Here is a 17,896-nt window from a genome sequence, read left to right as displayed (position 1 = left end):
AAGGAGCGCCATGACCCCGCCCGCTCGGTGGAACCGGTACTGGGACGATAAATCCCGGAACTACGACCGGGAAATGCAGTTCATGGACCGGAAACTCTTCGGCGATTCGCGGGCGTGGGCCTGCGGGCAGGCCACCGGTGAAGTCCTCGAAGTCGCCGTCGGGACCGGCCTGAACCTGCCGCTCTATCCAGGCGAAGTCACGCTCACCGGCATCGACCTCAGCGACGGCATGCTCGCCATCGCCCGCGACCGCGCCGAACGCCTCGGCCACCCGGTGACGCTACGGCGCGCCGACGCGCACGACCTGCCCTTCGACGCCGATTCGTTCGACACCGTCGTCTGCACCCTCGGGCTCTGCGCCATCCCCGACGACGGCAAGGCGTTGCGGGAGATGGCCCGGGTCCTCCGGCCGGGCGGCAGGCTCATCCTGCTCGACCACATCGTGAGTTCGTCCCGCGCGGTCCGCGGTCTGCAATGGATCGCCGAGAAGATCACCGTGCCGATGGCAGGCGAGCACTTCCTCCGGCGGCCGTTCGACAAGATCGGCGACCTCGGCCTGGCCGTCGAACAGCGGGAGCGGTTCAAACTCGGGCTGGTGGAACGGCTCGTCGCCCGCAAATGAGCCGTGTCATCGAAATTTCATCGGCACGGACGATCCTGATGACGTGACCTACCCCCAGCAGCAGCCGCCCATCTGGCAGCAGTACCCCGTCGCCCCGCCGAAGAAGACGCCCAACACCCCACTGATCGCCGGGATCGCCGCCGCGGCGCTCGTCGTGACCGGCGGGGCCATCGCGGTGACCGTGGCGCTCACCACCGGCGGCAGCGCTCCTGAGGTCGACCCCGACCCGTTTTCGGCACAGGCAGGCGATTGCCTCTCGGCCGACGAAGACGCCGGCTCCAATGGCGCGTTCAGCTCCAGCGCCGTGCGGGTGCACTGTTCGGACAGCTCCGCCAACTACACGGTGATGGCACAGCTTTCGAGCGGGTCCGGTTCGGATTGCAACGCCGTGCCCGGCTACGAGTACGGCAACCCCGTCGTCTACGACTTCACGTCGGGTCAGTCGCGGGAGCTCTGCGTCATGCCCAAGGGCTGAGCGAGGCGCCGTACCTGCCCGGCGTGCAGATCGCTCACCCACTCCCATCCGGGTTCGGCCGACGAGCCGATCCTCGGGTCTTCGGGAGTGCGGCCGTCGCGAACGGCGTGGACATACGCCCGGTCGCGGTCGATCCGTGCGCGCACCTCGCCGGCGCCGCCGACCGCCCCGTGGCCCGGCACGACGACCTGGACGTCGCCCGCGACCTCGTCGAGCAGCCGGAGCCCGGCCAGGTAGTCCGCGAGCGGGTCGGCGGTGTCGTCGAACATCGGGACCAGGACGTCGGAAAGCATGTCGCCCGCGACGAGAACCCCGCTTCCCCCGATCACCAGCGCCGCATGGCCGGGAGCGTGGGCCGGATGCTCGATGAGCCGCAGTTCCGGGCCGTCCCAAGGAATCCGCGTGTTCCCGGCCGGCAGAGCGGTGATGAGGCCGAACAGATTCACCGGCACCTCGCCGGCGATCTCCGGCGGCAGCCCCTCTGCGAAGTCGGACTTCCAGTCCGACTTCGACCGCAGATCTCGCAGATAGGCCGCGCAGCGTTCCGTGCCGTAGCGCGGCACGTCGCCGAACGCGGGATGCCAGAGCGCGTGATCCCAATCGGGATGCGTCGCGAAACCCGCCACCACGGTCCGGCCGGACTCGGCCAGGTCGTTCGCGAGGCAGGCCATCTCGTCTTCGGTGATCCCGGGATCGACGAGCAGCACACCTTCCTCGCCCTCGACGACGACCGTATTGTTGCGGAGCAAGGCGCTCTGGTGGACCAGCACACCCGCCGCGACCTGGGTCAACATGCTCCGGTCACCTCCCAGGCCGCTTCGATCATCCGGAAGATCTCGTCCACCGCGGCCTCCGGATCGGCCGCCTCCCGGCCGATCGAGTAGGCGTCGATCACGAACCTCGCGATGGTCCGGCAGGCGGTCGCGGACCGCGCCGACTCCGGATCGGCAGCGATGGCCGCCGCCAGGGACTCCGCGTGGCGCAGCCTCATCGAATCCTCGTACTCCCGCAGAGCGGGCGATCCGTCGATCATGCGCCAGATCGGGGCGGCGCCGTCCGCGGTGCAGTGCCGCACCATCGCGTGAACCTCGCGGCACAGCGCGGGGATGAGCGGCTCTCCTGGCTGCCTTTCGGTGACCGCCCGCGTGAGGCCCTGCTCGAAGTTCGCGTCCTGCTCGAACACCAAAGCCTCTTTCGAGGCGAAATGCGAGAAGAGCGTCGTGACGGCGACATCGGCCTCCGCGGCCACCTCGCGGATGCCCACCGCGTCGTACCCGCGCTCCAGGAAAAGCCGCAGGGCGGTCTCGGCGATCTTCTGACGGGTCGCGGCCTTCTTCCGCTCGCGACGCCCGGTCGGCGCTGTCATGCGGTGAAGCTACCAGATACGAAACAACAACCGTTCCAAAAGGCTAACGGTTAGTGCTATGGTCGGTCGCATGAAGCAAGTGATCTTCACCGAGTTCGGTGGACCGGAAGTCCTGCGACTCGTCGACGCCGAAGAGCCGCACGCGGGGCCGGGCCAGGTGCGCATCGCCGTGCGAGCGGCAGGAGTGAACCCCGTCGACTGGAGAATTCGCGAAGGCCAGGTCCTCGGCGCGCATCCGACCGTGCTGCCGTCCGGGGTGGGCCTCGACGCCGCCGGCGTGGTGGACGAGGTCGGCGAAGGCGTCGATGGGGTCGCGGTCGGCGACTCCGTGTTCGGCGAGGGTGCGAGCACCTATGCCGAGTTCGCCGTGCTGTCGGCTTGGGCGGTGATGCCCGACGGGCTCACCTTCGAGGAGGCGGCCGGATATCCGTCCGTCGTCGAGACCGCGCTGCGTCTCATCCGCGAAGCCGATGTGCGGCCGGGCGAGACACTGCTGGTCAGCGGCGCGTCCGGCGGGGTCGGCTCGGCCGTACTGCAGATCGCGCGCGAACGCGGCATCACGGTGATCGGCACGGCGAGCGCCGCGAACCAGGCCTATCTGCGCGAGCTGGGCGCGCTCGCCACGACCTATGGCGCAGGTTGGGTGGACCGGGTGCGACAGCTCGGCCGGATCGACGCAGCCCTCGATCTCGCCGGGTCGGGCGTGATCGCGGAACTGGTCGAGCTGACCGGCGATCCGGGGAAGGTGCTCTCCATCGCCGACCTCGGTGCGCCCGAGTTCGGTGTCCGCTTCTCCGGCGTGGCCGGGAGCGTGCCGGACGCGCTGGCCGAGGCCGTCGACCTCATCTCGCGGGGGAAGCTGCACATCCCGGTCGAGAAGTCCTATTCGCTCGCCGACGCCGCGGCGGCACACGCCGACAGCCATGCCGGGCACACCCGCGGCCGCCGGGTCATCGTCGTCTGAGCGGGTTCGGGTTCAGGCAGCGGGAAGGATGACGACGCCGTCGTCATCGGAATAGAGCGTGTCGCCGGGAGTGAAGGTCACTCCCCCGAAGCCGACCGGGACGTCGACAGCGCCGGCGCCCGCCTTGGAGCTCTTGCGCGGGTTGGTGCCGAGCGCCTTCACCCCGAGCGGAAGCCCGGCGAGCTCGGCGCTGTCGCGCACCGCACCGTTGACGACGATGCCCGCCCAGCCGTTGTCCACCGCGGACTTCGCGATCATGTCGCCGGTGAGCGCGCTGTGCAGGGAACCGCCGCCGTCGACCACCAGGACGGCGCCGTCACCCGGGGTGGCCAGGAGTTTCTTGACCAGGCCGTTGTCCTCGTGACAGGAGACGGTGCGGATCGGGCCTGAGAAGGATCGGTGCCCGCCGAACTGACGGAACTGGGTGTCGCAGACGCGCAGCCGGTCGCCGTGTTCGTCGACCAGGTCGGCGGTGGTGAAGGAATCGATCACGGTTCCCGAGTGTAGGGCGGAAAGAGCGTGTCCAGAACGTGGGTGAGGATGGCAGCGGGATCCGCGGCGGGGGCGACCGTCTGCCGCAGCGCGAGCCCGATGCCCAGCGCGCCCAGCATGACGACGGCCTGATCCAGTGGCATCGCGGGTTCGAGACGCAGGCGGCGGGTGTGTTCGGCGAGCAGGGAGGCCACCTCGTCGTCGTGCCGTCGCTGGATCGCCGCGATCAGTGCGGCCGTTTCCGGCTGCTGCGCCGTCGCCGCGAGCACCTCCGCGGCCGCCGCGCTCCACTTCGCCGCGTCCTTGTCCGCCACGTCGACGGGGTTGAGCGCCGCGATCACCTCGTCGCGCGAAGTGGCTTGGGCCAGCGCTTCGCGCAGTCCGCGCAGATGGCCGTCCGCGTCGGCTTCGATGATCGCCAGCCACAGCCCTTCCTTGCCGCCGAAGTGCTTGTAGACGGCGCCGCGGGTGTACCTGGCGTCGGCCGCGATCTCCTCCACCGTCGCCGCGAGGAAACCACGCCGCAGGAAAACCTGGCGCCCCGCGGCAAGCAGGTGTTCATGGGTCCGGCGCTGCTGCTCGGCCCGCGTCAGCCTGGTCATCGTCTCCCATTCAGTAACATCGTGTTTCTGGAAACGCGACGTTACTGTACCGTCGTACGCATGGACCTCCTGGCACCCGTGGCGGCGTTTCTCAGCCTTCCCCTCTTCCTGGCCGGGTTCGCTTGGTACGCCGTCCGTGCCCGGCGTTGCGGTGTCAGCCAGTCCTTGCTCGCGCCGATCGAGGAGATCTGGGATCCGATCGCGCACAAGACGAATATCGAGATCCAGATCGAGGCCGAACGGAGTCCGGAGACGCCCTCGCCGGGCGACCCTCCCGAACCGAAGTGGCGACTACCTCGGTAGCCGACGCGGGGTGACCTGGCCCGCGACGATCGAGGCCAGCGCGAGCGCGAAGCCGACGAGCTGGATCAAGTCGAGCGACTGCCCGAGCAGCGCGGCGCCGAGCAGTGCGGCGACCATCGGCGAGAGCAGGCCGAGGACGGCGACCGAGGTGACCGGCAGCGACGTGATGCCGCGGAACCACAGGACGTAGGCGAGCAATCCGCCGACCAGGCCGAGCCAGAGGTAGCCGAGAGCGGCGTTCAGGTCGATGGCGGGCGGTGCTCCTTCGAACAGGAAGGTCACCGGCACCAGGAACAACCCGCCCGCGGTGAGCTGCCACGAGGCGAACGCGGTCGGCCCGACGTCCACCGGGCGTCCCCAGCGTTTGGTGAGCGTGACGCCGAGCGCCATCGTCGCGGCGCCGCCGAGACCCGCGATCACCCCGATGAAGTCGAAGCCCGCCGCCGGCCCGAGCACCACCAGGCCGACACCCACGATCCCGACGACTCCCCAGGCGAACCGCCACGCGGACGGGCTCTGCCGCAGCACGGCCACGGCGAGGATCGCGACGAGCAGCGGCTGGGCGGCGCCGAGCGTGGCGGCGACGCCGCCGGGCAGCCGTTCGGCGGCGACGAACAGCAGGGGGAAGAACATCCCGATGTTGAGGACACCGAGCGCGGCGGCCTTCAGCCACCAGCTGCCGCGCGGGAGGCTGCGGGTGATGGCGAGCGCGATGAGCCCGGCGGGCAGGGCGCGCATGAGCCCGGCGAACAGCGGGTGCCCTGGCGGGAGAAGTTCGGTGGTGACCACGTAGGTCGTCCCCCAGACCAGGGGAGCGAAGGCGGTTAGCGCGGTACCGGCGAGCCCGGCGGCGAGCGGTGTGGTCGTCAGCGTTTTCACGCTTCTCAGCTTCGACGCTGCCGATCAATGAGTCCAACACATGTTTGTCACGTGATCCATCGTGATTCAAGATGGATCCATGGAGCTTCAGCAGATGCGGTACGTCGTGGCGGTGGCGGAGACGAACAGCTTCACGCGGGCCGCGCAACGGTGCCTCGTCGTGCAGTCGGCATTGAGCCACCAGATCGCCCGGCTGGAACGGGAACTCGGCGCGCGGCTGTTCGAGCGCACGAGCCGCCGCGTGCGCCTCACTGCCGCGGGCGAAGCGTTCCTACCCGCCGCCCGGCAATGCCTCGAAGCCGCCGAGCGGGCGGGCTCGGAGGTCGCCGCGGCCGTCGGCGAGATCCGCGGACGGCTCACCGTCGGAGTGATCCCGACCGTCGCGGCGGTCGACGTCCCGGCCGCTCTACAGACCTTCCGCAGCCGGTACCCGCATGTCCGGATCGGGTTGCGGGTCGGGGCGAGCGGCCAACTGGTCGAGCAGATCAAGGAGGGTGCGATCGAGGTGGCGTTCCTCGGCCTCCCGGTGACCGATCGACCGGACGGCGTGGGCACCTGCGAACTGGGCCGCGACGACCTGATCGCCGTTGTGGCTCCGGGGCATCCACTCGCTGTCGAGTCCGAAGTGGACTTGAAGCGGCTTTCGCCCGAAGTGTTCGTGGACTTCCCGTCGGGCTCGGCGGGGCGGGCTCAGACCGATCAGGCCTTCGCCGCGGCGGGAGTGACCAGGGAGGTCGCGTTCGAGGTGACGGCCGCCGACTTCATGGCGCGGCTCATCCATCAGGGACTGGGCGTGGCGCTGCTGCCGTCGAAGTACGTGCCGAACCTGACCGATGTGGTCACCGTGCCGGTGCGGGACGCGCCCGCGCGGATCGAGCACCTGGTCTGGAACCGCTTCACCGTCACTCCGGCGGCGAAGGCCTTCCTGGAGGTGCTGGGGGTCGCGAGTGGGGAGGACAGCGACCGCGCGTGAAGGCCCCCTTCCCTCGGCTCAGCCGAGGAAACTCGACCTTCACACCTTCCCAAGTACGTGAAGGACCCCTTCACTGCGCTAGACGCAGTGAAGGGGTCCTTCACGTACTGCGGCTGCGAGCGAAGGGCGGGCGGCGTGAGCAAAGGCGGATCTCGCGTGATCAGGGACGTAACTCGCGTGACTGGATGCCGAACTCGCGTGTTCCGCCGCTGAGCACGCGAGTTACGGCTTCGATCACGCGAGTTCGGTGCCACGTCCTCGTGAGTGGCAATTCGGGTTAGAACCGTCCTGACCACTCACGAGCGCGGGTCCCCTACTTGCCCTCCGCCTTGATGATTTCGTACAGGCTGGTCCACGAGCTACGCCCGTGGCCCGCGGCGATCGCCCGGTCGTAGTGGGACTTGACCGCCTCCGGCAGGAGCACGTCGACGCCCGCGTCCCGGCTCGCCTGGACGATGTGGTCGGCCGTCGCGCCCATCATCGTGACGTTGGCGTCGTCGCCTGGGTGATCGCCCTTCTCGATCTGTTCGGCCGCGGCGTCCAGGTAGAAATCCATCATCTTGAAGTTGTCCTTGGCGTAGGGGACGAACTTCTCCGCAGGCACCCCTGCCGACCGAATCAGCGCGCTCGCGTGCAGGAACACCGAGAGCGAGGTGAGGAAGATGTCCAGCTGCGCCTGGTAGAACAGCTGCGCCAGCCGGACGTCCTCGCCGAGGTAGTCCGGTCGCCCGATCAGCGCCAGGGTGTCGCGGTGCTTCTCGAACACGTCGGTGGGGCCGCTGTAGAAGACGTAGGCCTCGTCCTTGCCCACCAGTTCGGCGGGCACCATCACTCCGCCGGCGACGAACCGCGCACCGCGGGCCTCGACCCACTCGGCGGCTTCGCGGGTCTTCTCCGGGGTGTCCGAGCTGAGGTTGACGATCACCTTGCCCGCCAAGGCGTCTTCGGCCTTGCCGAGGATGTCGTACATCGCGGCGTAGTCGGTGAGGCTCAACAGCACCAGTTCCGACGCCGACACCGCGTCCGCCGGGGTCTCCGCACGCACGGCACCGGCGGCGACGACGCCGTCCGCGCGGGAGGCGGTGCGGTTCCAGACGGTCACTCCGTGGCCGTTCTCCAGCAGCACGCGGACCATGGCCTGTCCCATCGGTCCGAGACCGATCAATGTGATCATTGTGTTTTCCTTACTTCTTGAGGAGTTCGATGACGCCGATCAGGTCTTCGGCGCCGTGTCCGTCGGCGACCCGCTTGTCCATCAGCGGCTGCAACGGGGTGAGCAGTTCGGCACTGATGCCTTGGTCCGCCGCGGCTTTGGCGAGGTTCGGGAAGGCCGCGGCCTGCATCTCGATGTTCGACACGACATCGGTCACGTAGTCGCCGTCGTCGATCTGTTCGGCCGAGCGCTCCAAGAAGCCGCCCATCGCGTCCAACCAGCCGCGGAGCAGCGGCGCGAATTCCCGTGCCTTGACTCCGGCGGAGCCGACCAGCGCGTATGCCTGGATGACGCCGACGAAGTACCCGTACATCCCGCTGAGCAGCGCGATGTCGTGCAGTGGCGCCAGGCCGGGGTCGGCACCGAGGTAGTTGACGCCACCGAAGGTTTCGAGCGCGGTGCGCGCCCGGCCGAAGACGGTGCCCGATCCGCTGTAGAAGATGAACGCCGCGGGCGTGCCGATCATCGGCGGGACGGCCATGATGCCGCCGTCGAGGTAGGCCGCGCCCAGTTCCTCCGCCCAGGCGTTCATTTCGCGCGCCTGGCCGGGGGTGCCGTTGGTCAGGTTGATCAGCTGCCGTCCCGCGAGCTCCGCCGCCACCGGGTCCAGGACCTCGTGCACCGAGTCGTAGTCCAGCAGGCAGGCGATCACGATCGCGTTCGTGTCGGCCGCGAGAGCCTCCGAGACGGTCGAAGCGACCGAAGCTCCCTTCGCCGCCACCGCCTCGGTCCGGCTCGCGGTCCGGTTCCACACGGTGACCGGATGGCCCGCCGTCAGTAGTGCTTCTACGAGCGCGGTTCCCATCGCGCCCAGCCCCAGTACCGTCACCGGGGTCTTGCCGTGTTCGCTCATGGGACCACCGTGACGCGGCCCGCGCACGGATCGCTGCGGGTTCACGCACGGTCTTGTCGGTGGTCCACGCTAACGTCGGTTTCGTGCGTTTCGGAGTGCTTGGGCCGCTCGCCGCGTGGACGACCGCGGGCGAGCCCGTCGCCGTGCCCGAGGCGAAGGTCCGCCTCCTGCTCGCCGCGCTGCTGTCCCGCGAGGGCAGGGCGGCGTCGGTGCCGTCGCTGACCGACGATCTCTGGGGCGAGCATCCACCGGGCAATCCCGGGAACACCCTGCAGACCAAGATCTCCCAGTTGCGCCGCGCCCTGGACAAGGCCGAGCCGGGTGCCAGGGAGCTCGTGACGCACCAGCCGGCCGGTTACGTCCTCGCCGTGGAGCCCGGAGACCTGGACGTCCATCGGTTCCGCGCGCTCACCGCCCGCGCCCGTGACGCGGTCGATCCGCGCGCCCGTGCGGCGCTGCTGGCCGACGCGCTGGCGTTGTGGCGAGGGCACGCCTATGCCGGCTTCGAGGACGAACTCTTCGCCGTCGCCGCCGCCCAGCGGCTGGAGGAGGAAAGACTGCTCGCCGAGGAGGACCGTGCCGAAGCCCGGCTGGCGCTCGGCGAACACGGCGTCCTCACCGGGGAGCTGGCCGGTCTGGTCTCGCGGAATCCGCTGCGAGAGCGGCTGCGCGGCCTGCTGATGCGCGCGTTGTACGCGGCCGGTCGGCACAGCGAGGCGCTCGAAACCTATGCCGAGCTGCGTGCCCGCCTGCGTGACGAGTCCGGGCTCGAACCGGGCCCGGACCTCGCTGCGCTCCACCAGGCGATCCTCACCCGCAGCCCGGAGCTTGAGCCGGCTCGCGCGGCCGAGCCGGTGCGCGGCAACCTCCCGGAGGCGCTGACCGAGCTGATCGGCCGCACGAACGCGGTCAAGGAGGTCGAGGCGCTCGTCACCGACACGCGGCTGGTCACCCTCACCGGCCCCGGCGGTGTGGGCAAGACCAGGCTGGCCATCGAAGCCGCGTCGAAGCTCGCGATGGCCGACGGCACCTGGCTCGTCGAGCTGGCCGGGCTCGACGTCGTCGAGTGCCCGACGTGCCCGCCCGAGGATCTCGTCGCCGTGGTCGTCGCGGCCGTGCTGGATCTTCGCGAGGAGGCGACGTCCACCGGAACGCTGACCCAGTCGATGGCCGCCGCCTTGCGGGACAAGGAGATCCTGCTCGTCCTGGACAACTGCGAGCAGGTCGTCGAGCCGGTCGCGGCGATGGTGGAGCGGTTGCTCGCGGCGGTGCCCCGGTTGCGCGTGCTCGCCACCAGCCAGGAACCGCTCGGGCTGCCCGGAGAGAACGTCTGGGCGGTGCCGCCGCTCGAACTGCCCGAGCACGCGGATTTCGCCGCCGTGCGGGAGTCGAGCGCGGTCCGGCTGTTCGCGGCCCGTGCCGCGGCGGCTGCGCCGGGGTTCGCGCTCGACGCGGAGAACGCCGCGGTGGTCGCCCGGATCTGCCACACCCTCGACGGCATCCCACTGGCGCTCGAACTCGCCGCCACCCGGGTCCGGACGCTGGGCGTGCACGAGCTCCTCGCCCGCTTGGACGACCGGTTCGGCCTGCTGTCCTCGGGCAGACGAGGCGGGCCACGCCGCCAGCAGACCCTCCGCGCGATGATCGACTGGAGCTGGAGCCTCCTGAGCGAGCCCGAGCAGATCGTGCTGCGCAGGCTCGCCGTGCACGCCGAGGGGTGTGGGCTCGACGCCGCCGAATCGGTCTGCGCGGGCGGCGAGATCGCCGCCGGTGACGTCCTGGATCTGCTGTCCCGGCTCGTCGACAGGTCGCTGGTGGTCAGCAGGCCGGGCAGCTCCGGCGAACCGCGGTTCCGGCTGCTGGAGTCCGTTTCGGCGTACGCCTTGGACCACGCCGAGCGAGCGGGCGAACTCGACGAGCTGTACTTGCGGCACGCCCGCTTCCATGTCGAGCTGGCCGAACGCGGTGACGCGGGGTTGCGTGGCCGGGAGCAGCGCCGTTGGCTCGACAGGCTGGACGCCGAGGGCGCCAACACTCGGCGAGCGCTGGAAACGCTGTTGAGGCAAGGAGAACACCGGCTCGCGGCACGGCTGGTGAACGCGACGGCCTGGTTCTGGTTCCTGCGCGGACGGCTCACCGAGGCCCGGCGCTCGCTGGACCTCGTGCTCGCAACGGAGGTCGACGCCGGCGACGAGTACGCCCAGGCTCTCGGCTGGCGCACCGGGATCGCCGTGCTCGACGGCACCGGCACGGACGCCGCCGTGGAAGAGACCGTGCGGGGCATCGCCGACGCCGGTGTCCGGGCACGGATGTCGTGGTTCCTCGGCTACGCGTGGTCGACGGTCGGCGACCTGTGCCGGGCGGAGAAGCTGACGCTCGACGCGTTGGAAACCGCCCGCGACATCGGCGACGACTGGAGTGCCGCAGCGGCGCTGAGCGACCGGGCGTCCCATCTGATCTCCGGCGGCGACCTCACCGGAGGCGGCCGGATCGCCGCGCAGAGCGCCGCGATCTTCGACGGACTCGGCGAACGCTGGGGCTGGCTGCAGGCGTCGTTCGTCATCGGCATGCTGGCCTCGATCGCCGGGGACTACGACCACTCCGCCCGCGTCCATCGGGAAAGCCTCCGCCGCGCGGAGGAACTCGAACTGTGGCCGGAGGTCACCTACAAACTGTCGTGGCTGGGCCGGACGGCGTTGCTCACGGGCCACTTCGAGGAAGCGAAAGAGTTCCACGAGCGGGCCAGGGCGCTGGCAGTCGAACACGGTTTCAAACCCGGCGAGGTCTACGCCGAAACCGGGCTGGCGCTCGGCGCGCGGCGCGAAGGGCTGTTCGACGAGGCGGAGCGGCGCCTGCTGTCCATATTGGACTGGCATCGCCGGGTGGAATCCGAAGCGGGCAGCACCCTGGTCCTCGCCGAGCTCGGGTTCATCGCCGAGCAGCGCGGAGACGCGGTGGCGGCGAAACGACTCCAGCTCGAGGGCCTGGCGATCGCGCGCCAGAGCGAAGATCCGCGCGCGATCGCGCTCGGCCTCGAAGGTCTCGCCGGCGCGGAAGCGGCGGCGGGCGCGCATCATCTGGCCGCGCGGCTGCTGGGTGCGGCGGCGGCTTGCCGTCGCTCGGTGGGTGCTCCCCTGCCGAAGGCCGAACGCGGCGACGTCGACCGGATCACCGGCTTCGTCGTCGCGGCGCTCGGAGAAACCGCATTCTCGGCGGAGACCGAGGCGGGTGAAGCCACTCCGATCGATCAATTGGTGACGGACAGTCAGTAGGCAGGCACCCGTATCACCATAATGGACCATGCCTTACTTCACGTCCGCAACAAACGGTGATTTCTTTCTGTCGCCCGGGCGCCTCGACCGGTAGCGTGCGTATCCATGCGGGTGAGGTGGGGGGCTCCCGGCGGGCCCAGGGTGACAATGCCGTGGCGAGCGGCTCCGAAGGCGGCGCTGACCAGTCCACTGACTTTGATCATCGCCGCGGTGACCGCCTTGCTGGCGTGTTTCCTGGGCACGGCCGCCGTCCTGCAGGCTTCGGCCGCGGGCGGCGCGGCCGTCACGTATCAGTCCGACATCGTGTGCCCGGACTACTACGGACCCGTGTTCAGCAAGGACAACGTTCCCGCCGCGGTCGCTCCGCAGGTGATCGACTCGGTCCGCCGCAACGCGCCGGCACACGGTTTTCCCGCGCCGGTCACCTCCCGCTACACGCCGTACCTGTTCGGAACCGAGTTCAACGGCGATCCCAACTACAAGGTCGTTCTCGCTCATCGTGATCAGGCGCTTCAGGGCCATCTCGATGTGGCGGGCGGTTCGACAGGCGCCGGATTCCTGCTCGGCACCGTCGTGGCCGGGGCGGAGAACATCAAGGCCGGCGCCACCCCGAGCATCAAGGGCACGCCGATACCGCCGGTGACCGGGCTGTATCGCGACCTTCCCGACCCCGCGCCGCGCTGGTGGTGCTCGCAACAGCGGAACGCCGTCGTCAGCAGGCTCGCCAACGACCCGCTCGACTCGGTCATGTTCGCCAACGACGGCAAGACCTTCGACGACACGGTCCGCGCGCTGAACATCCCGACGATCAAGACGCTCCACATGTCGTTCTACGACGCCCCGCCCAAGACCGTTGGCGAGGCCGAGGATCTCCAGGAACGCGGGAAGGCGCTCATCGCCGCGGTCAAGGCGGATCTGGGTTCGCGCGGCCTCGGCGACGCGATCATCGGGTCGCTGCCGTTCGAGCGCTCCGTGGAGATCAGCAACCAGGCGGAATCGAACGTCCTGGTCTCGATCCTGCCGCTCGCGGCCATCAGCATCCTGGTCGGCTGCGCCGGGATCGGCACTGTCGCCCTGCAGTGGTACCAGCGGCGGCATCCGCAGCTCAGGCTGCTTTCCGCCCGCGGCAGCGGTCCGGGAGCGCTCGGGCTGCTCGCGGTGGCCGAGCTCGGGCTCCCGATCGTCGCAGGTGGCGCGGCGGGCGCGGTGCTGGCCCGGCTGTTGCTCGGCGTGTACGGACCACCGGGTGAACTGAACGACGGGGCGACACTGTGGGGGTCGCTCGTCGCGGCCGCGATCCTGCTCGTCTCGCTCGCGCTGCTCGCCGGCGTGATCTCCGTCCGCACCCACCGGGAGTTCGAACTCGGCCGGGTCCGCTCCGGACGGCGCAAGAAGGTGAAGGTCCTGGCCTTCTTCCCGTGGGAGCTGCTCACCGCCGGTGTCGCGCTGCTCGGCTGGAACCGGCTGGTCGACTACAGCAAAGGATCGCGGATCGGCAACCCGCTCCCCCAGGTCGACCCGCTCGCGCTCACGTATCCGGTGTTCGTCGTGCTCACCGTCGGTCTCGTCGCCGCCCGGCTGGCCTGGCTCGCGCTGCACGCGTCGCATCGCGCGCGGCTGTGGTCCCGGCCCGCGCTGCAACTGGCCATCCGGCGGCTCGCCAGCGCCCGCGCCCCGGTCACCGGTGTACTCGTGATCGGCACGCTGGCCATCGGGACGCTGGCCACGGGGATCGGCATCGCCCGTGGCCAGGAAGAGGCGCTGCAGACGAAGTCCGCCATCTTCGTCGGAGCCGAGACCAGGGTCGACACCGAAAGCGTCGTCGGCACCGGCAAGGTCGGGCTGCCCGCCTCGATCACCGACAGCACCGCGATCGTCGGCGAACTGACCGGCGCGGGCAACGTCGTGCTGGTCGTGGATCCGCGGACCTTCCGGCACGCGGCCACGTTCGGCCCGCTCGACGGAGCCGAAGTCGACCGGCTGCTCGGCGATCTGTCGAGCCCCGGTGCCGGTGTCCCCGCGATCCGGATCGGGAACGACCCCGCTCAGAAAGCCACGTTGCCGGCCGGACTCGGGGAAGCCAGGGCGGTCGGCGAGCTGCCGATGTTCCCGATCATCGGCACCAAGGCCGGGTATGTGGTCTCACGGGATTCGCTCAGCGAGGCGCAGCTCCGCACGGTTCCCAAGTGGAGCCTGCTGTCCAGCTCGTCGATGACGCAGGTGACCGAGGCGCTGGCGTCCGTGGGGGTGATGACCGCGGTCAACCGCGTGACCCGCGAGTCCGCGCTCGACGCGCTCCCGTTCTACGTGGTGTCGTGGACGTTCTCGTTCATGGCCCTGCTCGGTGCCGTGCTCGGCGTGGTGGCGGTGCTGTCGCTCCTGGTCGCGGTCGAAGTCCGCCGCCGCCAGAACGCGCTGGCCGGGGCGCTGGTGCTGCGGATGGGGATGCGGCCGCGTGCCCTGCTGGCGAGTCACCTGATGGAGCTGGGCGCGCTCAGCGGGCTCGCCGTGGTGATCGGCGTCGTCTGCGGCGTGTCGGTCGCGGGACTTTCGGTGCCGCGCTTCGACCCGGCGACGTTCCTCCCGCCACAGTCGGCGCTGCCCGACCCGACCCCGCTCGCCCTGACCGTGCTCGCCGTCGGCGTGCTCGTCGTGGCGCTGGCGGGCTGGATCGCGATGCGCTCGGTGCGCACCGCCCGGACCGCGGAGTTGATCCGTGCCTGAGAAACCGATCTTCCGGCTGCGCGGGATCGGCGTCGACTACCAGACGCCGGCGGGCACCGTGACCGGCGTCGACGACGTCACCATCGACATCCCGGCGCGCGGGATCACCGTGCTGGCGGGGCCGTCCGGCTCCGGGAAGTCCACCCTGCTGCGGACGCTCGGCCTGTTCGAGCAGCCCGTGCGGGGCACGATCTCCTTCCAGGGCACCGAAACCGGAAAGCTCCGGCATCGTGACCGGCGGGCGCTGCGGCGGCACCACCTCGGCCTGGTGTTCCAGAACCCGACCGACAACCTGCTCGGATATCTGAGCGTCGCCGACAACCTCCGCGCGGCGGCGGAATCGGCCGGGACCGAGTGCCTTCCCGACGACATCCTCGATCAGCTGGGGCTCGGCGGCACCGGCGACTGGCGGATCTCCGCGTTGTCGGGCGGGCAGCAGCAGCGTCTCGCGTTCGGCTGCACGCTCGCTCGCCGCTCGACCGTCGTACTCGCCGACGAGCCGACGTCCCAATTGGACGAAGCCTCGGCCGACCGCGTGCTCGACACCTTGCGGTACCTGGCGGGGCAGGATTTCGCCGTCATCGTCGCCTCGCACGACGACCGGCTCATCGAACTCGGCAGCCGGGTGGCGCGGATGCACAAGGGCAGACTGGAAAAGGTCGAAGAACGGGAGGTCGTGCCGTGATGGCGGAACCCGCCCTCGAGGCCGTCGGGTTACGCCGCCGGTTCCCCCATCCCAGCGGGGACGTCGAAGTCCTGCGCGGGCTCGAACTGCGGGTGGCCGCGGGTGAGCTGGTCACCGTGTCCGGCCGGTCCGGCTCCGGCAAGAGCGCGTTGCTGGCCCTGCTGTGCGGTTTCGACTCGCCCGATTCCGGCAGTGTCCTGCTGGACGGCGTCCCGATAGCGGGCGCGCCGCCTTGGCACACCTGCGCCGTCCTGCCGCAGGCGTTGGGCCTGGCGAACGAGCTGACGATCGCGGAGAACGTGGCGCTGCCACTACGGCTCCGGTCCGACGTCCCCAAGCCCAGCGCGAAGGACATCCACGCGCGGGTTTCGGAACTGCTGGAGGAACTCGGGATCGGCGACCTCGGCGACCGCTACCCGCTCGAGGTCTCGTTCGGGCAGCAGCAGCGGGTCGCGCTGGCGAGGGCGGTCAGCGGGCGGCCCCGGGTCCTGCTCACCGACGAACCGACGGCGCACCTGGACGCGGGGAGCACCCCGCGGGTGCTCCGGCTGTTGCGGCGCTGTGCCGAAGAGGGTGCCGCGGTGATCGTGGCGACGCACGACGACGAGGTGCACCGGATCGCGGACCGGCGGGTACGGCTGCTGGACGGGGTCCTTTCGTAGCTTCCGGATGTCATGAAAGGGTCGTTCAGGACATTTTTCGTCCTGAACGACCCTTTCATGACATTTGGCGCGGCTACGGAGCGACCGGCCCCGCCTTGCCGTACAACCCGTTCCCAGCCCAGTTCACGAGATCGTGCGAAGGCCGCGAAGGCGGGACAGGCACGAAGTTCGCGGCGTCGTCGACGCTTCCCGTGCCGTCGTACTTCGCCTGCAGCGGGTACGGGAACACGGGCCGCGTGCGGAAGACCTTGCCGTCGGCGTCGCGGCCGGTGGCGATCGTCCGGTCCGGCGCGGTACCGCGCTCGACCCAGGAGACCAGCTCCTTCAACGGGTCGTACTCGGTCAGCTTGTCGCCCGTCGCGCAGTGGTACAGCGCGGGCACCATGAACAGCCGCGCCCAGTCCCGCGTCGCGGCCGGGCCGCCGTTGGCGCGGGTGAGCCGCTCGTAGTAGTCGATGCTGCCCGCGGCCGGGATCGCCTGATCCGCCCAGCCGTGCCAGATCACGAGTTTCCCGCCCGCACGACGGAATTCGCGCAGATCCGTCGACATCGCGTTGGAGCGGACTCCTTCCGGGGTCAGCCGGTCGAATTCGCGGGCGGTGAAGGCGAACTTCTCGACCGACGAATGCGGTGTGCCGATCGGGTACGCCATGTACTTCAGGTAGTTGTCGGCGAGCGCGTGCGCGAACGGGATGCCGCCGGTTTCCGGCGACGGGATGATCCAGCCGTACCAGGAGAGTTCGGAGCCGACGGTCTGGCCGCCCGGGTACAGCTTGCGGCCGCGTTCGTCGGTCGGCGTCGCGTAGATCTTCTTCGTGGCGTTCACCTGCGTCGGGGTGAGGCAGCCGGCGTTGTCGCTGCCCGGCGGGCAGGCGATCGTGGCCGGGTCGAACCGGCAGGTGCGCGGGTCGTCGATGGCGCCGTCGCCGAGCCCGTCGGCTTTGTCGCAAGAGGACAGTGCGGCGGCGTGCAACGCCGGGAGTTTCTCCGCGGTCAGGATCGGCTTGCCGTCGGCGCCGGTGTTCACCTTGGCGAGCCAGGTCTGGTACACCCCGAGCAGCGGCCCCCAGTATCCGGCCGGTGCGCCCGCGATGATGCCGTCGAAGTCGTGCGGATAGCGCTGCGCGAGCAGTAGCGCCTCGCGGCCGCCGTCGGAGCAGCCGCTGAAGTAGGACTTCTTCGGCGGAGCGCCGTAGAACGCCGTGATCAGCCGTTTGGACGCCTTCGAGACCACGTGCGGTGCACGGAACGCGAAGTCGTCGCGGGCGGCCTGGTCGTTCTCGGCCCACTTGCCGTCGTCGACGATCGCGGGGGTCTTGCCGACGTGCCCGTCGTCGGTGGCCGCGACGGCGACGTCGCCGCCGTGCGGGAGACCGCAGTCGGCGAACGGCGGCGTGGTGACCACTCCGCAGAAGCCGCCGCAGCCGAACTGCAGGTACCGGCCGGCGTAGGTCTTGGTCGGCAGCCGCAGCTGGAACCGCACCGCCGGCTCCACGTAGCCGCGGACGTCGCAGTTCTCCGGTTCGGTCGCCGTCGCCGGTACGACGGTCGCGGTCTCGACGTGCGTGGTCGCGCCGGGAACGTCATAGGTCCGCACCAGGTCGGCGCAGGTGCGCACCGGGCGGAACGTCGTTTCGCCGGCGGTGGCCGCCGGAGCCGTGAATATCGAGCCTGCCGTGACGAGCGCTGCCACGCCGAGCATGGACAACCGCCGCATGTCCCCACCCCAGTTTCCCGGATCGGCTTCAGTCGTGTCTTCACCCTGGCCCCGGGCCCGTCGGTTGTCCACCACGTTTCCGGGCATCCGGGTT

The 17,896-nt window shown here is 70.0% G+C and carries 17 protein-coding genes; 9 read left to right on the top strand and 8 right to left on the bottom strand.

Annotated features, from left to right (window positions below; translation table 11 throughout):
• Positions 1-10 precede the first annotated feature (10 nt).
• Together AVR91_RS18865 and AVR91_RS18860 are read left to right on the top strand one after the other, a co-directional pair.
• Positions 11-622 carry a class I SAM-dependent methyltransferase gene (locus AVR91_RS18865; protein WP_063273965.1) on the top strand — a complete coding sequence of 204 codons (612 nt, stop codon included), beginning with the start codon at positions 11-13 and terminating at the stop codon, positions 620-622.
• 43 nt (positions 623-665) lie between these two features.
• On the top strand, positions 666-1,097 hold the full coding sequence (locus tag AVR91_RS18860) for an LppU/SCO3897 family protein (protein WP_063273964.1): 432 nt from the start codon (positions 666-668) through the stop codon (positions 1,095-1,097).
• Here the strand turns inward: AVR91_RS18860 and AVR91_RS18855 are convergent.
• Both AVR91_RS18855 and AVR91_RS18850 read right to left on the bottom strand, forming a co-directional pair.
• Complete coding sequence (locus AVR91_RS18855; RefSeq protein ID WP_063273963.1) at positions 1,061-1,891, bottom strand: MBL fold metallo-hydrolase; 831 nt, start codon at positions 1,889-1,891, stop codon at positions 1,061-1,063. The two genes, AVR91_RS18860 and AVR91_RS18855, sit on opposite strands and share 37 nt — an antisense overlap.
• Entirely contained in the window at positions 1,885-2,463 is a 579-nt protein-coding gene (locus AVR91_RS18850; protein ID WP_063273962.1) for a TetR/AcrR family transcriptional regulator, read from the bottom strand. Before AVR91_RS18850 ends, AVR91_RS18855 begins: the two co-directional genes overlap by 7 nt.
• 70 nt (positions 2,464-2,533) lie before the next feature.
• Between AVR91_RS18850 and AVR91_RS18845 the strand changes: the two genes are divergently transcribed.
• On the top strand, positions 2,534-3,427 hold the full coding sequence (locus AVR91_RS18845; RefSeq protein WP_063273984.1) for an NADP-dependent oxidoreductase: 894 nt from the start codon (positions 2,534-2,536) through the stop codon (positions 3,425-3,427).
• Positions 3,428-3,439: 12 nt separating this feature from the next.
• Here AVR91_RS18845 and rraA read toward each other — a convergent pair whose 3' ends face one another.
• Both rraA and AVR91_RS18835 read right to left on the bottom strand, forming a co-directional pair.
• Positions 3,440-3,919 carry a ribonuclease E activity regulator RraA gene (rraA, locus tag AVR91_RS18840; RefSeq protein ID WP_063273961.1) on the bottom strand — a complete coding sequence of 160 codons (480 nt, stop codon included), beginning with the start codon at positions 3,917-3,919 and terminating at the stop codon, positions 3,440-3,442.
• The gene (locus AVR91_RS18835; RefSeq protein ID WP_063273960.1) at positions 3,916-4,521 is read right to left on the bottom strand and encodes a TetR/AcrR family transcriptional regulator; all 606 of its coding nucleotides are present in this window, start codon (positions 4,519-4,521) and stop codon (positions 3,916-3,918) included. Before AVR91_RS18835 ends, rraA begins: the two co-directional genes overlap by 4 nt.
• 60 nt (positions 4,522-4,581) lie before the next feature.
• Here AVR91_RS18835 and AVR91_RS18830 point away from each other — a divergent pair, with 60 nt between their 5' ends.
• Complete coding sequence (locus AVR91_RS18830; protein ID WP_228709235.1) at positions 4,582-4,824, top strand: hypothetical protein; 243 nt, start codon at positions 4,582-4,584, stop codon at positions 4,822-4,824.
• Here the strand turns inward: AVR91_RS18830 and AVR91_RS18825 are convergent.
• Positions 4,813-5,703 carry an EamA family transporter gene (locus AVR91_RS18825; RefSeq protein ID WP_076857373.1) on the bottom strand — a complete coding sequence of 297 codons (891 nt, stop codon included), beginning with the start codon at positions 5,701-5,703 and terminating at the stop codon, positions 4,813-4,815. The genes AVR91_RS18830 and AVR91_RS18825 overlap by 12 nt on opposite strands.
• Positions 5,704-5,782: 79 nt before the next feature.
• On the opposite strand from AVR91_RS18825, the gene AVR91_RS18820 reads away from it, so the two are divergent.
• Entirely contained in the window at positions 5,783-6,676 is an 894-nt protein-coding gene (locus AVR91_RS18820) for a LysR family transcriptional regulator (protein WP_063273959.1), read from the top strand.
• Between the two features lie 313 nt (positions 6,677-6,989).
• Here the strand turns inward: AVR91_RS18820 and AVR91_RS18815 are convergent, their stop codons facing one another.
• Together AVR91_RS18815 and AVR91_RS18810 are read right to left on the bottom strand one after the other, a co-directional pair.
• Positions 6,990-7,850, bottom strand: coding sequence for an NAD(P)-dependent oxidoreductase (locus AVR91_RS18815; protein ID WP_063273958.1), 861 nt, complete (start codon positions 7,848-7,850; stop codon positions 6,990-6,992).
• A 10-nt stretch (positions 7,851-7,860) separates the two neighbouring features.
• Positions 7,861-8,742, bottom strand: coding sequence for an NAD(P)-dependent oxidoreductase (locus AVR91_RS18810; protein ID WP_063273957.1), 882 nt, complete (start codon positions 8,740-8,742; stop codon positions 7,861-7,863).
• Between the two features lie 83 nt (positions 8,743-8,825).
• Here AVR91_RS18810 and AVR91_RS18805 point away from each other — a divergent pair, with 83 nt between their 5' ends.
• From AVR91_RS18805 to AVR91_RS18790, 4 genes are all read left to right on the top strand, one after another.
• A complete protein-coding gene (locus AVR91_RS18805) occupies positions 8,826-12,014 on the top strand; it encodes a BTAD domain-containing putative transcriptional regulator (RefSeq protein ID WP_063273981.1) in 3,189 nt (1,062 codons plus the stop codon).
• Positions 12,015-12,161: 147 nt separating this feature from the next.
• A complete protein-coding gene (locus AVR91_RS18800; protein ID WP_083715252.1) occupies positions 12,162-14,738 on the top strand; it encodes an FtsX-like permease family protein in 2,577 nt (858 codons plus the stop codon).
• Positions 14,731-15,423 (top strand): ABC transporter ATP-binding protein, encoded by a 693-nt coding sequence (locus tag AVR91_RS18795; protein ID WP_063273955.1) that lies wholly within the window; start codon positions 14,731-14,733, stop codon positions 15,421-15,423. The genes AVR91_RS18800 and AVR91_RS18795 overlap by 8 nt, the downstream gene beginning before the upstream one ends.
• On the top strand, positions 15,423-16,085 hold the full coding sequence (locus AVR91_RS18790) for an ABC transporter ATP-binding protein (RefSeq protein WP_034318501.1): 663 nt from the start codon (positions 15,423-15,425) through the stop codon (positions 16,083-16,085). The genes AVR91_RS18795 and AVR91_RS18790 overlap by 1 nt, the downstream gene beginning before the upstream one ends.
• A gap of 73 nt (positions 16,086-16,158) precedes the next feature.
• Here AVR91_RS18790 and AVR91_RS18785 read toward each other — a convergent pair whose 3' ends face one another.
• Positions 16,159-17,802, bottom strand: coding sequence for a tannase/feruloyl esterase family alpha/beta hydrolase (locus AVR91_RS18785; RefSeq protein ID WP_063273954.1), 1,644 nt, complete (start codon positions 17,800-17,802; stop codon positions 16,159-16,161).
• Positions 17,803-17,896 lie beyond the last annotated feature (94 nt).

The organism is Amycolatopsis keratiniphila subsp. keratiniphila (assembly GCF_001620365.2).
Taxonomy (GTDB): domain Bacteria; phylum Actinomycetota; class Actinomycetes; order Mycobacteriales; family Pseudonocardiaceae; genus Amycolatopsis; species Amycolatopsis keratiniphila.
The sequence above is the reverse complement of the archived record's forward strand: the minus strand, read 5'-3'. Positions and strand labels throughout refer to the sequence as shown.

Excerpts from the sequence above, each read along its gene's own strand:
- AVR91_RS18790 (WP_034318501.1), top strand. The coding sequence starts at position 15,423 with ATGGCGGAACCCGCCCTCGAGGCCGTCGGGTTACGCCGCCGGTTCCCC.
- AVR91_RS18845 (WP_063273984.1), top strand. The coding sequence starts at position 2,534 with ATGAAGCAAGTGATCTTCACCGAGTTCGGTGGACCGGAAGTCCTGCGA.
- AVR91_RS18855 (WP_063273963.1), bottom strand. The coding sequence starts at position 1,891 with ATGTTGACCCAGGTCGCGGCGGGTGTGCTGGTCCACCAGAGCGCCTTG.
- AVR91_RS18810 (WP_063273957.1), bottom strand. The coding sequence starts at position 8,742 with ATGAGCGAACACGGCAAGACCCCGGTGACGGTACTGGGGCTGGGCGCG.
- AVR91_RS18865 (WP_063273965.1), top strand. The coding sequence starts at position 11 with ATGACCCCGCCCGCTCGGTGGAACCGGTACTGGGACGATAAATCCCGG.
- AVR91_RS18830 (WP_228709235.1), top strand. The coding sequence starts at position 4,582 with ATGGACCTCCTGGCACCCGTGGCGGCGTTTCTCAGCCTTCCCCTCTTC.
- AVR91_RS18815 (WP_063273958.1), bottom strand. The coding sequence starts at position 7,850 with ATGATCACATTGATCGGTCTCGGACCGATGGGACAGGCCATGGTCCGC.
- AVR91_RS18850 (WP_063273962.1), bottom strand. The coding sequence starts at position 2,463 with ATGACAGCGCCGACCGGGCGTCGCGAGCGGAAGAAGGCCGCGACCCGT.
- AVR91_RS18800 (WP_083715252.1), top strand. The coding sequence starts at position 12,162 with ATGCCGTGGCGAGCGGCTCCGAAGGCGGCGCTGACCAGTCCACTGACT.
- AVR91_RS18820 (WP_063273959.1), top strand. The coding sequence starts at position 5,783 with ATGGAGCTTCAGCAGATGCGGTACGTCGTGGCGGTGGCGGAGACGAAC.
- AVR91_RS18785 (WP_063273954.1), bottom strand. The coding sequence starts at position 17,802 with ATGCGGCGGTTGTCCATGCTCGGCGTGGCAGCGCTCGTCACGGCAGGC.
- AVR91_RS18835 (WP_063273960.1), bottom strand. The coding sequence starts at position 4,521 with ATGACCAGGCTGACGCGGGCCGAGCAGCAGCGCCGGACCCATGAACAC.